Origin of the sequence: Kribbella sp. NBC_01505 (assembly GCF_045040285.1) — a bacterium.
Classification (GTDB): Bacteria; Actinomycetota; Actinomycetes; order Propionibacteriales; family Kribbellaceae; genus Kribbella.
Map to the genome: position 1 here is coordinate 7,960,753 of NZ_CP109425.1, position 13,174 is coordinate 7,973,926.

16 protein-coding genes are annotated in these 13,174 nt (G+C 67.8%); 13 read left to right on the forward strand and 3 right to left on the reverse strand.

The genetic code is table 11. The features are described 5' to 3' along the window. Positions 1-100: 100 nt before the first annotated feature. Positions 101-1,066, forward strand: a complete 966-nt coding sequence (locus tag OG474_RS37385) for a heme o synthase (protein ID WP_405064655.1) — start codon at positions 101-103, stop codon at positions 1,064-1,066. Between the two features lie 145 nt (positions 1,067-1,211). Further along, positions 1,212-2,276 (forward strand): ScyD/ScyE family protein, encoded by a 1,065-nt coding sequence (locus OG474_RS37390; RefSeq protein ID WP_405058370.1) that lies wholly within the window; start codon positions 1,212-1,214, stop codon positions 2,274-2,276. A 283-nt stretch (positions 2,277-2,559) separates the two neighbouring features. Here OG474_RS37390 and OG474_RS37395 read toward each other — a convergent pair whose 3' ends face one another. Genes OG474_RS37395 through OG474_RS37405 form a run of 3 tightly spaced genes read right to left on the reverse strand, consistent with a single transcriptional unit; the run spans position 2,560 to position 5,016 of the window. Further along, positions 2,560-3,486: a COX15/CtaA family protein gene (locus OG474_RS37395; protein WP_405058371.1), complete on the reverse strand. Its 927-nt coding sequence runs from the start codon at positions 3,484-3,486 to the stop codon at positions 2,560-2,562. 19 nt (positions 3,487-3,505) lie between these two features. Continuing rightward, positions 3,506-4,294, reverse strand: a complete 789-nt coding sequence (locus OG474_RS37400; protein WP_405058372.1) for an ABC transporter permease — start codon at positions 4,292-4,294, stop codon at positions 3,506-3,508. After that, entirely contained in the window at positions 4,291-5,016 is a 726-nt protein-coding gene (locus OG474_RS37405; protein WP_405058373.1) for an ABC transporter ATP-binding protein, read from the reverse strand. Before OG474_RS37405 ends, OG474_RS37400 begins: the two co-directional genes overlap by 4 nt. A 128-nt stretch (positions 5,017-5,144) precedes the next feature. Between OG474_RS37405 and OG474_RS37410 the strand changes: the two genes are divergently transcribed. From OG474_RS37410 to OG474_RS37460, 11 genes are all read left to right on the forward strand, one after another. Continuing rightward, a complete protein-coding gene (locus OG474_RS37410) occupies positions 5,145-5,891 on the forward strand; it encodes a helix-turn-helix transcriptional regulator (RefSeq protein ID WP_405058374.1) in 747 nt (248 codons plus the stop codon). Continuing rightward, the gene (sufB, locus tag OG474_RS37415; protein WP_405058375.1) at positions 5,888-7,300 is read left to right on the forward strand and encodes a Fe-S cluster assembly protein SufB; all 1,413 of its coding nucleotides are present in this window, start codon (positions 5,888-5,890) and stop codon (positions 7,298-7,300) included. Before OG474_RS37410 ends, sufB begins: the two co-directional genes overlap by 4 nt. Further along, on the forward strand, positions 7,300-8,514 hold the full coding sequence (gene sufD / locus OG474_RS37420) for a Fe-S cluster assembly protein SufD (protein ID WP_405058376.1): 1,215 nt from the start codon (positions 7,300-7,302) through the stop codon (positions 8,512-8,514). The genes sufB and sufD overlap by 1 nt, the downstream gene beginning before the upstream one ends. Next, the gene (locus tag OG474_RS37425) at positions 8,511-8,849 is read left to right on the forward strand and encodes a non-heme iron oxygenase ferredoxin subunit (RefSeq protein WP_405058377.1); all 339 of its coding nucleotides are present in this window, start codon (positions 8,511-8,513) and stop codon (positions 8,847-8,849) included. Before sufD ends, OG474_RS37425 begins: the two co-directional genes overlap by 4 nt. 25 nt (positions 8,850-8,874) lie before the next feature. Beyond that, positions 8,875-9,636 carry a Fe-S cluster assembly ATPase SufC gene (sufC, locus tag OG474_RS37430; protein WP_405058378.1) on the forward strand — a complete coding sequence of 254 codons (762 nt, stop codon included), beginning with the start codon at positions 8,875-8,877 and terminating at the stop codon, positions 9,634-9,636. After that, positions 9,633-10,889: a cysteine desulfurase gene (locus OG474_RS37435; protein WP_405058379.1), complete on the forward strand. Its 1,257-nt coding sequence runs from the start codon at positions 9,633-9,635 to the stop codon at positions 10,887-10,889. Before sufC ends, OG474_RS37435 begins: the two co-directional genes overlap by 4 nt. A gap of 28 nt (positions 10,890-10,917) precedes the next feature. Further along, the gene (sufU, locus tag OG474_RS37440; RefSeq protein ID WP_405058380.1) at positions 10,918-11,376 is read left to right on the forward strand and encodes a Fe-S cluster assembly sulfur transfer protein SufU; all 459 of its coding nucleotides are present in this window, start codon (positions 10,918-10,920) and stop codon (positions 11,374-11,376) included. Further along, entirely contained in the window at positions 11,369-11,764 is a 396-nt protein-coding gene (locus OG474_RS37445) for a metal-sulfur cluster assembly factor (RefSeq protein WP_405058381.1), read from the forward strand. Before sufU ends, OG474_RS37445 begins: the two co-directional genes overlap by 8 nt. A gap of 69 nt (positions 11,765-11,833) precedes the next feature. Beyond that, complete coding sequence (locus OG474_RS37450; protein WP_405058382.1) at positions 11,834-12,064, forward strand: FitA-like ribbon-helix-helix domain-containing protein; 231 nt, start codon at positions 11,834-11,836, stop codon at positions 12,062-12,064. After that, the gene (locus OG474_RS37455; protein ID WP_405058383.1) at positions 12,061-12,489 is read left to right on the forward strand and encodes a type II toxin-antitoxin system VapC family toxin; all 429 of its coding nucleotides are present in this window, start codon (positions 12,061-12,063) and stop codon (positions 12,487-12,489) included. Before OG474_RS37450 ends, OG474_RS37455 begins: the two co-directional genes overlap by 4 nt. Further along, positions 12,486-13,109 (forward strand): acVLRF1 family peptidyl-tRNA hydrolase, encoded by a 624-nt coding sequence (locus OG474_RS37460; RefSeq protein ID WP_405058384.1) that lies wholly within the window; start codon positions 12,486-12,488, stop codon positions 13,107-13,109. Before OG474_RS37455 ends, OG474_RS37460 begins: the two co-directional genes overlap by 4 nt. Positions 13,110-13,174: the final 65 nt, after the last annotated feature.

A 13,174-nucleotide genomic window follows, 5' to 3' on the forward strand; every position in this document is an offset into this window, starting at 1 on the left:
CGTTGACGAGGGGGGTGGTCAGTTCCTCCTACGAGGCGTCGTAGACTGTCGAATCGTCAGCGCCGGTCACCGGCGTCAACCCACTGTTTTCGAGGTGTTCGTGACGGCCGTCGACCCGCGTCCAGCCGCGACGACGTCGTACCCGGCGCCGCTGCCGGACCCATCTGTTGTGGTGAGTCCGTCGGTGCGCGACGTGGTGAAGGCGTACGTCGGCCTGACCAAGCCGCGCATCATCGAGTTGCTGCTGATCACCACGGTGCCGGTGATGTTCCTGGCCGCCGGGGGAGTCCCGGGCCTGGGCGTCGTCGCCTGGACCCTGATCGGCGGCATCCTCGCCTCCGGCAGCGCGAACACGATCAACTGCGTGCTGGACCGCGACATCGACGAGCAGATGCGGCGGACCCGCCGGCGGCCGTTGCCGCGGCACGCGGTCAGCCCGCGCTCGGCGACCGTCTTCGGCATCGTCCTGGGCGTGCTCGCCACGCTGGAGCTCGGCTTCTTCGTGAACTGGCTGTCCTCGGGCCTGGCGCTCGCGGCGAACCTGTTCTACGTCTTCGGCTACACGATGCTGCTGAAGCGCCGGACGGTGCAGAACATCGTCTGGGGCGGCATCGCGGGCTGTTTCCCGACCCTGATCGGCTGGACCTCGGTCACGAACGACCTGGCCTGGACCCCGATCGTCCTGTTCGGCGTCGTCTTCTTCTGGACGCCGCCGCACACCTGGTCGCTGGCCATGCGCTACCGCGAGGACTACGCCTCGGTCGACGTACCGATGCTCCCCGTGGTCGCCACCCCGGTCGCCACCGCCCGCCAGATCATGGCCTACTCGGTCGTGATGGTCGTCACCTCGCTGGCCCTCTGGCCGGTCGGCGACACCGGCTTCGTCTACCCGGTAGCGGCCGTCGTACTGGGCGTGGTCTTCCTGCGTGAGGCCCGCAACCTCCTCCGCCGGGCCCACACCGGCGCCGAGGGCGCGGCCCTGCGGCCGATGCGCCTCTTCCACTTCTCCAACATCTACCTGGCCCTGCTTTTCATTGCCGCGGCCATCGATCCGCTGCTGCGCTGAAGGCCTTCGCCTCCGACAGCGAGCAGTTGGCTGCACAGAGTTCTGCCCTTGTGGGCCTTGACCGAGGCCGTGTGCGGTGTTGCGATGTTGACGTCTGTGGAGTGACTCCGCGGCTGGGGAGACACAGATCTCAGGGGGCAACACTGTGGGGGTACGAACACGCATAGCTGCGATCGCAGCGCTCGCGTTGACCGGCTCGATGCTGGTCGCGGGACAAGCAGCCGCTGGTGGCGGTGTGCTGAAGCCGGTTGCCACGGGACTGAACGGTCCGCGGGGTGTGGCGACGTACGGCGACAAGGTTGTGTACAGCGTGACCGACGGCTCGGTGTACGCCACGAACGGTCACAAGACCTGGAAGCTGGGGCAGGTCCCGGGCGGGTTCCCGCCGGCGATCGACAGCACCAGCTGGGGTACGACGTACGCGCTGACCGGCGCGGGCGGTGAGCCGGGTCAGCCGCTCCCGCCAGGTGGGGCGACCCTGTTCCGGCTGCGGCCCGGGAAGTCGCCGGTGGCGGTCGCGGACATCGCGAAGTACCAGTCCAAGGACCCGGATCCGTACAACCTGGCCGACTCGCCGACCGAGTCGAACCCGTACGGCGTCGCGGCGCTCAAGGACGGCACCGTCCTGGTGGCCGATGCCGCCGGCAACGACCTGCTCCGGGTCTGGCCGAACGGCAAGATCAAGACGGTCGCCCGCCTCAAGCCGCGGGTCGTGAAGACGCCCGCCGGCCTCGGTCCGGACGCACCGCCGGCCGGTACGCCGATCCCCAGCGAGGCGGTCGCCACCTCGGTGACGGTCGGCTCCGACGGCTACTGGTACGTCGGCGAGCTGCGAGGCTTCCCGGCAACCCCGGGTACGTCGCAGATCTGGCGGATCAAGCCCGGCTCGGTGAACGCGGTCTGCGATCCGGTCAAACCGCGGAAGGGCAGTTGCACCCGCGCCGCCGACGGCTACACGTCGATCGTCGACCTGGCCGGGGGCCCGCACGGCAAGCTCGCCGTGACCCAGCTCGCCCGCGACAGCTGGCTGAAGTTCGAGATGGGCGGTTCACCGATCGGCTCGCTGATCGTCCAGGACAAGTGGGGCCACCGCAAGGAACTTGCCCGCGGCAAGCTCAACCTGCCCGGCGGCGTCGCCTACAACCGCTGGGGTGACCTCTTCGTCTCCACCCCGGTCTTCGGCCCCGGATCCGTCTACCGAGTCCGATAACCCAAGCTTTGCGGGGCTCTGCAGCCCCTGCGAGCCTGTTGCGGTATCGCTCCCCAAATCAGTTTGGGGAGCGGCCGGGCCCGGGGGTCCGCCTACCCGGTGGAGGGTGTGAACAGGTAATTCCTTGTTCAAGCCCACCGGTTCTTGTTCACGCCCACGGGTTGTGGCGGCTGTCCGGCCGCTCGGGGCCGGATGGCGGAGCCCGGGAGTTCAAGCGGATGGCGGAGTCTCGGTTTGCGGGGATCTGCTGCCACCCAGAGGCAGCAGATCACCATGAACCGGGTTAGGTGGCCGGGGTGCCTCGTTCGCCGTAGACGGCTGTCACGAGGGCGATCAGCAGGGCGGCGAAGAACATGTGGATGAGGACCAGGACCCAGGGCAGGTGGGTGAAGTACTGGGTGAAGCCGACCACGCCCTGCAGGAGCTCGGCGGCCAGGAGCCAGGCGGCCAGTTTGCGGAGGGTGCGGGAGGTGGCCGTGACTCGGGTGGCGATGACCAGGGCGATCGTGATGCCGAGGAGGCCGAAGACCACGTCCGCGTGCAGCTGGCTGATGAGTTCTTCGTCGAAGCCGTTGCGCCCGGTATCCGGGTCACCTGAGTGCGGCCCCGCGCCGGTCACCAGGGTGCCGATGGCAACGGTCAGCCAGACGGCCACCACGGAGGCCGTGGCGAGCGCGCGGACCACCGGGGGAGTGTGGGGATAAGGGCTCGTCCGGGAGCGGCGCATCATCGACACGGTCAGCGTGATGATGATCGGGGAGACCAGGAAGTGCGCGGAGACGATCCACGGGTTCAGGCCCGTGAGGACGCTCACACCGCCGATGACGGCCTGCAGCGGTACGCCGAGCGCAGCCGCGGTCGCCAAACGCCGCAGGTCGCGGCGGATCGGGCGGTACCGCATGACGGCCAGCCACGTCCCGATTGCGACCAGAGCGACCACGAACCCGAGCATCCGGTTGCCGAACTCGATCGCGCCGTGCATTCCGAGCGCGGCGTGCGGCACGTACGACGTGTCCGTGCACGACGGCCAGGTCGGGCAGCCGAGTCCGGAGCCGGTGAGCCGGACCAGTCCACCGGTGACGACGATGCCGATGTTGACGAACACCGAGACCCAGCCCCAGCGCCGGACCGCGTCAAGGCTGGGCTCGGGCACCAGGCGCCAGAACCGGCCGACTGGTTCAGTCTGTTGGGGCGGAAGTTCGGTCGTCATCACCGGCACACTCTAAAGGTCAGTCCCATCGGAAGGTTCGGGAGACCAGGTAGCCCAGGACTCCGGCCCACAGTGCCAGCGACAGCGCCGCCGCCCACGGGATGATCCCGTCGACCGTCGAGTGCGACAGTCCGCTCGCCAGCGCCGCGCTCGGCAGCAGCCGGACGACGCCCTGCATGGCCTCCGGGTACTCGTCGACCGGCGTCATCACCGCACCACCGGCCAGCAGCAGCAGATACAGCAGGTTGGCCGCGGCCAGCGTCGCCTCAGCCCGCAGTACGCCGGCCATCAGCAGACCGAGCGACGCGAACGCCGCCGTACCGCAGAGGACGGTCAAAAGGACCCCGACCACCGCATCTGCTCCACCAGCCGGCTTCCAGCCAAGTGCGAAGCCAGTCGCGATCAGTACGGCGAACTGGATCACCTGCACGATCAGAACCGCACCGATCTTCCCGGCGAGCAGTCCGGTGCGCGAGAGTGGCGAAGCCCCGAGCCGCTTGATCACGCCGTACCGACGTTCAAAACCGGTCGCGATCGCCAACGAGGTGAACGACGAGGACAACACCGCAAGCGCAAGCACCCGCGGTACGGCGTCATCGATCGGCCGGCCGTCGCCGAGCGGCAGGCGATTACCCAGCCCGGTCCCACCCAGCAGAAGCAGCAGACCGAGCGGGATGACGAGCGCCAGCAACAGCTGCTCGCCGTTCCGGATCAGCAGCCGGAACTCCATCGCGGTGTGGGCGAGCACCTTGCGCCGCCACGGCGCACTGCCCGGCTGCGGCGTGAACGTGGCGGTGTCGCTGCTCATCTCTTCTCCCGTGCGGGCGGCGCGGTGAGCGCCAGATAGACGTCCTCCAGCGACTTGGTGCCGTGCTCCGTCAGCGTGTCCGGCGTACCAGAGGCGATCAGCTTCCCCGCGGCCATCACGTGGACCTGGTCGGACAACTGCTCTGCCTCGTCCATCGCGTGCGTCGTCAGTACGACGGTCACTCCGTCATCGCGCAGATCGCGGATCAGCTGCCAGATCTCGCGCCGACCGTGCGGATCGAGCCCAGTGGTCGGCTCATCGAGGAACGCGATCTCCGGCCGGCCGACGATCGCCAGGGCCAGCGACAGCCGCTGCTTCTGACCACCCGACAAGCGCCGGTACGGCGTTTTGCCGCAGGTACCGAGGTCGAGCCGATCCACGAGCGTGCTGATCTCCAGCGGATGCGAGTGCAGGGAAGCGACGTACCGCAGCATCTCCAGCGCGCGAACCCCGGACCACGCGCCACCCTCTTGGAGCATCACGCCGATCCGTGGCATCAGCTCGTCGTGGTCGGCGATCGGGTCCAGCCCGAGCACCCGGACACTGCCGGAGTCCGGTCGCCGGAACCCCTCGCAGGTCTCCACGGTCGTGGTCTTGCCCGCCCCGTTGGGGCCGAGCACGGACGTGACGGCGCCGACGGCTACGGTGAGAGTGAGCCCGTCGACCGCGGCCTTCTCGCCGTACCGCACGACGAGGTTGTCGATCTCCACCGCGACTGGCACAAACCGCAGCATAGAGAACCCCCGGACGTGACCTCGCTCACGCCCACCCGTTTCCCTCAGCGGAGTCGCGTGAACCGGTTAGGGGAGCCTTATTTGAAGGGCTCCGCTATTTACGCGACACTGATGTTGTGAAAACTTCCGCGACTCCTGAGAAGGGGACTGCCGCGGCGCCTGCCGGCACCGGCAGCGCGCGGGACGAGTCCACTCGCGACCGGGTTGCCCGGTCGATCCTGACCAACGGCCCGTCCAGCGCGGCTGTGCTGGCCGAGCGCCTCGAGCTGACCCCTGCTGCCGTCCGTCGGCACCTGGACCACCTGCTCGAGGAGGGCCTGGTCGAGGCCCGCGAGGAGCGCGTCTACGGCCCCCGTGGCCGCGGTCGCCCCGCGAAGGTCTTCGTGCTGACCGACACCGGCCGGCACGCGTTCCACCAGGCGTACGACGCCCTGGCCGCCACCGCGCTGCAGTTCATCGCGGAGGCCGGCGGGGACGAGGCGGTCGCGGAGTTCGCGCGCCGTCGCGCCGCCGAGGTAGGACAGCGCTACGGAGTGCTGGTCGACGCGGCTCCGGACGGTTCCAAGGTGGAGGCTCTGGCCCAGGCGCTCACAGCCGACGGCTATGCCGCCTCCACCCAACAGGCTGGCCAGGGCGCTCAGCTCTGCCAGCACCACTGCCCGGTCGCCCATGTGGCCGAGCAGTTCCCCCAGCTGTGTGAGGCCGAGACCGAGGAGTTCTCCCGGTTGCTCGGCCGGCACGTCCAGCGGCTGGCCACCATCGCCCACGGCGACGGTGTCTGTACGACGCACATCCCCGGCCAGGTAGTCACAGAGCCGGTTTCTCCTGTATCCGACGGCGAATCTGCGAGGACTGCACGATGACGCAAACCGCTCACCCGGAGCTCGACGGGCTCGGTACGTACAAGTTCGGCTGGTCCGACAGTGACGCTGCCGGCTCGGTCGCCAAGCGCGGCATCAGCGCCGAGGTGGTGCAAGGCATCTCGACGCTGAAGAGCGAGCCCGAGTGGATGCTGGACCTGCGGATGAAGGGCCTGAAGCTCTTCGACCGCAAGCCGATGCCGTCGTGGGGTGCCGACCTGTCCGGCATCGACTTCGACAACATCAAGTACTTCGTCCGGTCGACGGAGAAGCAGGCCACCAGCTGGGAAGACCTGCCCGAGGACATCAAGAACACCTACGACCGGCTCGGCATCCCCGAGGCGGAGAAGCAGCGCCTCGTGGCCGGCGTCGCCGCGCAGTACGAGTCGGAGGTCGTCTACCACCAGATCCGCGAGGACCTGGAGGAGCAGGGTGTCATCTTCCTGGACACCGACACCGGCCTGAAGGAGCACCCGGAGCTGTTCAAGGAGTACTTCGGCTCCGTGATCCCGGTCGGCGACAACAAGTTCGCCGCGCTGAACACGGCGGTCTGGTCCGGCGGCTCGTTCATCTACGTGCCCAAGGGCGTCAAGGTGGACATCCCGCTGCAGGCCTACTTCCGGATCAACACCGAGAACATGGGCCAGTTCGAGCGGACGCTGATCATCGTCGACGAGGGTGCCTACGTGCACTACGTCGAGGGCTGCACCGCGCCGATCTACAAGTCGGACTCGCTGCACTCCGCGGTCGTCGAGATCATCGTGAAGAAGGGCGCCCGCTGCCGCTACACGACGATCCAGAACTGGTCGAACAACGTCTACAACCTGGTCACCAAGCGCGCCACCTGCGAAGAGGGCGCGACCATGGAGTGGATCGACGGCAACATCGGCTCCAAGGTGACGATGAAGTACCCGGCCGTCTACCTGATGGGCGAGCACGCCAAGGGTGAGACGCTGTCGATCGCGTTCGCCGGCGAGGGCCAGCACCAGGACGCCGGCTCGAAGATGGTGCACAACGCGCCGTACACGTCGAGCTCGATCATCTCGAAGTCCGTCGCCCGCGGTGGCGGCCGGACGTCGTACCGGGGTCTGGTCGAGGTCGCGCCGGGCAGCCACCACAGCAAGTCCACGGTCCGTTGTGACGCCCTGCTGATCGACTCGATCAGCCGGTCCGACACCTACCCGTACGTCGACGTCCGCGAGGACGACGTCGCGATGGGGCACGAGGCGACCGTCTCCAAGGTCAGCGACGACCAGCTCTTCTACCTGATGAGCCGGGGGATGGCCGAGGACGAGGCGATGGCGATGATCGTCCGCGGCTTCATCGAGCCGATCGCCCGCGAGCTCCCGATGGAGTACGCGCTGGAACTCAACCGGCTCATCGAGCTGCAGATGGAAGGGGCCGTCGGCTGATGCCGCAAACGGTTGACAGCGTCGAAACTCTGGTTGCCACTGGCAACAAGGCGCATTCGCACGGGCCGGGCTCCCCGGTCCCGCTGCAGGCCCGGAGCGAGCGGCCCACGTCGTACGACGTCGACGTCTTCCCGGTGCCGAACGGGCGCGAGGAGGAGTGGCGCTTCACCCCGATCAAGGTGCTGAAGGCGCTGTTCGAGGACTCCGAAGGCACCGAGACGCCGAAGATCGACGCCTCGGGCCCGGAGCGGGTCGAGATCGAGACCGTCGTCGCCGACGCGCTCAAGGTCCTGACTCCGCAGGACCGTCCGTCCGCGATCGCGTGGAAGCAGTCCCCGTCCGCGCTGGCCGTCCGGATCCCGAACGAGGCCGAGCTGACCGAGCCGGTGCACGTGAACGTGGCCAGCCTCGGCGGCCGCGGGTACACGCACCTGATCATCGAGGCCGGCCGGCACAGCCGAGGTCTCGTGATCATCGATCACACCGGTGCCGGCGAGCTGAGCACCAACGTGGAGATCAAGGTCGGCGACGGCTCCGAGCTGCGGGTGGTGAGCATCCAGCAGGGTGACCACGACTCGCTGCACCTCGCCCAGCACGACTCGCTGATCGGCCGCGACGCCAAGCTCAAGCACGTCGTCGTGACGCTCGGTGGCAAGGTCGTCCGGATCAACGCCAACGTCCGGTACGCCGGTCCTGGTGGCGACGCCGAGTTCCTCGGGGTGTACTTCGCCGAGTCGGGCCAGCACCACGAGCACCGGCTCTTCGTCGACCACGAGGCGACGAACTGCAAGAGCAACGTGCACTACAAGGGCGCGCTGGCCGGTGACAACGCTCGCTCGGTCTGGATCGGCGACGTGCTGATCCGCGCGGCGGCCGAGGGCACCGACACCTACGAGCTGAACCGCAACCTGGTCCTGACCGAGGGCGCCCGCGCCGACTCGGTGCCGAACCTGGAGATCGAGACCGGCGAGATCGAGGGCGCGGGACACGCGTCCGCGACCGGCCGGTTCGACGACGAGCAGCTGTTCTACCTGCAGGCCCGCGGTATCCCCGAGGACGCCGCCCGCCGGCTGGTCGTGTCCGGCTTCTTCAACGACATCATCGGCAAGATCGGTGTCCCCGAGGTCGTCGACCACCTGCACGAGGTGATCGAAACCAAGCTGGCCCGCACCGCCGAGCTGAGCCTGTCGGCCAAGGCGGCTCTCGGCCAGTGAGCGACAGTTTTGAGCGCGCCTGCGCCGCCACCGACGTACCCGACGAAGGAGTCGTCGCGGTGGAGATCGGTGGCGTCGAGGTCGCGGTCGTGAAGAGCGAAGGACAGTACTTCGCGGTGCGGGACGAATGTTCGCACGCGCAGATCCAGCTGTCCGAGGGTGACGTCGGCAACTGCGAGATCGAGTGCTGGTTGCACGGATCCCGCTTCGACCTGCGCACCGGCGAGCCGCTCAGCCTGCCGGCGTACGACCCGGTCCCGGTCTACCCGGTTCGCCTCGACGGTGCCGACGTACTGGTCGACGTCAAGAACCCCCTAAATCAGAAGTCCCTGTAGAGCAGACGGAGATAGAGAAAACCTCATGGCGACACTCGAGATTCGCGACCTGCACGTGTCGGTCGACACCGAGAACGGCCCGAAGGAGATCCTGCGCGGCGTCGACCTGACCATCGCCGGTGGTCAGACGCACGCGATCATGGGCCCGAACGGTTCCGGCAAGTCCACGCTGGCGTACTCGATCGCCGGTCACCCGAAGTACAACGTCACCGGCGGCACCGTGACGCTGGACGGCGAGGACGTGCTCGACATGACTGTCGACGAGCGCGCCCGGGCCGGCCTGTTCCTGGCCATGCAGTACCCGGTCGAGGTCCCCGGTGTGTCGGTGTCGAACTTCCTGCGCACCGCGAAGACCGCCATCGACGGCGAGGCCCCGAAGCTGCGCACCTGGGTCAAGGACGTCAACAAGGCGCTCGCCGACCTGGACATGGACGCCGACTTCGGCACCCGGAACGTGAACGAGGGCTTCTCCGGTGGTGAGAAGAAGCGCCACGAGATCGTCCAGCTGGAGCTGCTCGACCCGAAGATCGCGATCCTCGACGAGACCGACTCCGGCCTCGACATCGACGCGCTGAAGATCGTCTCCACCGGCGTCAACCGGTTCGCGGAGAAGGGTGACAAGGGCGTTCTGCTGATCACCCACTACACGCGGATCCTGCGCTACATCACGCCGGACTTCGTGCACGTGTTCGTCGACGGCAAGGTCGCCGAAGAGGGTGGCGCCGAGCTGGCCGACGAGCTCGAGGCGAACGGCTACGAGCGCTTCCTGAAGGCGACTGCCAAGTGACCGACGCCCGGACGTTCAGCAGTCCCCTGGACCTGCAATCGGTCCGGGCGGACTTCCCCATCCTGAGCCGTGAGCTCGCGGGTGGGCTCCCCTTGGTCTACCTGGACTCGGCGAACACTTCGCAGAAGCCGACCCAGATGGTCCAGGCGATCTCCGATCACTACCTGAAGCACAACGCCAACGTCGCCCGCGCCATGCACCAGCTCGGCGCGGAGGCCACGGCGGCGTACGAGGGTGGCCGGGACAAGGTGGCGGCGTTCATCGGCGCCACCAACCGCGACGAGATCGTCTTCACCAAGAACGCCTCCGAGGGGCTCAATCTGGCCGCGCACACGCTCGGCGCGTCACTGAAGCCGGGCGATGTCGTGGTGATCTCCGAGATGGAGCACCACAGCAACATCGTCCCGTGGCAGCTGGCGTGTGAGCGCACCGGTGCGACGCTGAAGTGGTTCGGCGTCACCGAGGACGGCCGGCTCGACCTGTCGAACATCGACGAGCTGCTGACCGAGCAGACGAAGGTTGTCTCGCTCACCTGGGTCTCGAACGCGCTCGGCACGATCAACCCGATCGCCGACGTGGCGGCCAAGGCGCACGCGGTCGGCGCGACGGTGGTCGTCGACGCGTCGCAGGCCGTGCCGCAGTTCCCGGTCGACGTGTCCACGCTCGGGGCGGACATGCTCGTCTTCACCGGGCACAAGGTCGTCGGCCCGACCGGTATCGGCGTGCTCTGGGGCCGGTACGACCTGCTCGCTTCGCTGCCGCCGTTCCTGGGTGGCGGCGAGATGATCGAGATCGTCCGGATGACGGGTTCGACCTACGCACCGCCGCCGGCCCGGTTCGAGGCCGGTACGCCGCCGATCGCGCAGGCGGTCGGTCTGGGTGCCGCGCTGGACTACCTGTCCGGCATCGGCATGGACAAGATCGCCGCGCACGAGCACGCGATCGTCGAGTACGCGCTCGAGGGACTGAAGACGGTGCCCGGGCTGAAGCTGCTCGGTCCGACCGACGCCGTCGACCACGGTGGTGCGATCAGCTTCGAGCTGGCCGGCGTCCACCCGCACGACGTGTCGACCGTGCTGGACACGCGCGGCATCGCCGTCCGGGCCGGACACCACTGTGCGCGTCCGGTGCACGAGCGGTTCGGAATGCAATCGTCGACCAGAGCGTCTTTCTACCTGTACACGACTCCCGAGGAGATCGACGCGCTCGTCGACGGCCTCGGATTCGTCCGTAGCTTCTTCAAGCTTGCTTGACATTAGATAGAGCAAGGTGGACTGATCAATGCAGCTCGACAGCCTGTACCAGGAGATCATCCTGGATCACTATCGGACCCCGCACCACGCGGGGCTCGCGGACCCGTACGACGTGGAGGTGCACCACGTGAACCCGTCCTGCGGGGACGAGGTCACGCTCCGCGTCGAGCTCGACGGTGACACCGTGAAGGGTGTCACCCACCACAGCGTCGGCTGCTCGATCAGCCAGGCGGCGACGTCGGTGATGTCGGACCTGGTGATCGGCAAGCCGGTCGCCGAGGGCATGGCGACGTACGAGAAGTTCCTCGAGCTCATGCAGAGCCGCGGGACCATCGAGCCGGACGAAGAGGTTCTGGAGGACGGCGTCGCCTTCGCGGGCGTCGCCCAGTTCCCCGCCCGCGTGAAGTGCGCACTGCTGGGCTGGTCGGCCTGGCGCGACGCCACCGCCCAAGCGCTGGCTGCCAAAGAAGGAGTGAAGAATGCCTGACCAGACCGACGAGAAGATCGAGCTGCCCGAGGTCGACCTCGAAGCAGCCGCCGCGGCCCAGGCCGGCACCGGCAGCACGCCGCCCCCGGTCGAGGACGTGCTGGAGGCGCTCAAGGACGTCGTCGACCCCGAGCTCGGCATCAACGTCGTCGACCTCGGCCTGATCTACGGCGTCACCGTCGACGACACCAGCACCGCGATCATCGACATGACCCTGACGTCCGCGGCCTGCCCGCTGACCGACGTCATCGAGGACCAGACCCGGATGTCGCTCGAAGGCCTCGTCAACGACTTCCGGATCAACTGGGTCTGGATGCCGCCGTGGGGCCCCGAGAAGATCACCGACGACGGCCGCGACCAGCTCCGCGCCCTCGGCTTCAACGTGTGACCGAGAGTCCCCTCGACCTCAACCTGCTAGCATTGACAGCAAGCAGGGGAATTCAGGAAGGGGCGGCTCATGGCCACACTGACACTCCGCAATGTGCCGGAGGCGACCCGTCGCGCGCTGAAGAAGCGGGCAGCCAAGCACAATCGTTCAATGGAGGCGGAAGCGCGGGCGATCCTGGATTCGGCTGTGCGGACTCCCGCGAATTTCATCGACGACTGGCTGAATACGGCTGAAGATCTCCGCGGCGACGAGCTTGAGTTGCCGGAGCGGTCCGCATCACGCGAGGTCGACCTCGCGTGATTGTCGCGGACACGAACGTCCTTTCCGAGCCCCTGAGGAAAGCTCCGAGTGCGGCGGTGCTGGCTTGGCTGGCAGACAACGGGCCTGAGCTTGCCATCACCACGGTCACGGTGTCGGAGCTGCTGTACGGCGTGCGGCGACTCCCGGAAGGACGCAGACGCACTAACCTCACCGAGGCTGTCGAGCGACTGATCAGGGCAGCGCAAGATCGGCTGCTGGACTATGACGAAGAAGCAGCCAGGGCGCATGCCTCGATCCGTGTCGCCCGCGCGGCCGCAGGACGGGCGACGTCGGTCGAGGACGGGATGATCGCTGCCATTGCGGCCTCACAAGGAGCGGTGGTTGCGACGAGAAATGTCGCTGATTTCGCAGGTTTCGGCGTTGAGGTCGTCAATCCCTGGGACGAACCGGCCTCGGCCGAATGAGCCGAGTCGTTTCAGTCTCGCCGGAGCGCTTGGACAGGTGGCTGAGCGGATTCGGTGAACGCCATGGCGACGTCTCGTTCGCTGTAGCACCGCATCAGGTGACGGTGTCTGCGGCGGACGGGGCGGTGGCCGTGGTGGATGTGCCCTTCCAGCCTCTCGTGGACTTGAGTCGCGAGGGGCTGGTTGCGCATGTGGTGGGGGAGCACCGGCTCGGACTCCTGCTGGTACGGCGCGGTGGGTATGGCGCGGGGGTTTTCGTGGGACCGCGGCTGGTGGACTCGAAGGTCGGGTCCCGGCATGTGCAGGGGACGACGAAGGCCGGTGGATGGTCGCAGCAGCGGTTCGCGCGGCGGCGTGACAACCAGGCGCGGGAGGCGTTCGCGGCGGCCACGGAGGTCGCCGTACGGATCCTGGCCGGGGCTCGGTTGGATGCGCTGGTGTGTGGGGGAGACCGGCGGGCGATCGAGACGGTGCTGGAGGACCCGCGGCTGAAGAAGATCGCCGCGCTGGTCCGGCCGCCGTTCCTGGGGGTGGCGGATCCGAAGCAGAAGGTGCTGGAGGCGGCCGGCGCGGATGCGCGGTCGATCCGGATCGAGCTGACGGAGCCCGAACCCTCGTAGTACTGAAGGCTCGTTGCCTGCGGCATCTTGGTGGGCAGACACGCCGCTGCGCAAAGTACGCCGGC

Coding starts and splice junctions, on each gene's coding strand:
- sufC (WP_405058378.1), top strand. CDS start 8,875: ATGGCGACACTCGAGATTCGCGACCTGCACGTGTCGGTCGACACCGAG.
- sufB (WP_405058375.1), top strand. CDS start 5,888: ATGACGCAAACCGCTCACCCGGAGCTCGACGGGCTCGGTACGTACAAG.
- sufD (WP_405058376.1), top strand. CDS start 7,300: ATGCCGCAAACGGTTGACAGCGTCGAAACTCTGGTTGCCACTGGCAAC.
- sufU (WP_405058380.1), top strand. CDS start 10,918: ATGCAGCTCGACAGCCTGTACCAGGAGATCATCCTGGATCACTATCGG.
- OG474_RS37450 (WP_405058382.1), top strand. CDS start 11,834: ATGGCCACACTGACACTCCGCAATGTGCCGGAGGCGACCCGTCGCGCG.
- OG474_RS37460 (WP_405058384.1), top strand. CDS start 12,486: ATGAGCCGAGTCGTTTCAGTCTCGCCGGAGCGCTTGGACAGGTGGCTG.
- OG474_RS37445 (WP_405058381.1), top strand. CDS start 11,369: ATGCCTGACCAGACCGACGAGAAGATCGAGCTGCCCGAGGTCGACCTC.
- OG474_RS37400 (WP_405058372.1), bottom strand. CDS start 4,294: ATGAGCAGCGACACCGCCACGTTCACGCCGCAGCCGGGCAGTGCGCCG.
- OG474_RS37395 (WP_405058371.1), bottom strand. CDS start 3,486: ATGACGACCGAACTTCCGCCCCAACAGACTGAACCAGTCGGCCGGTTC.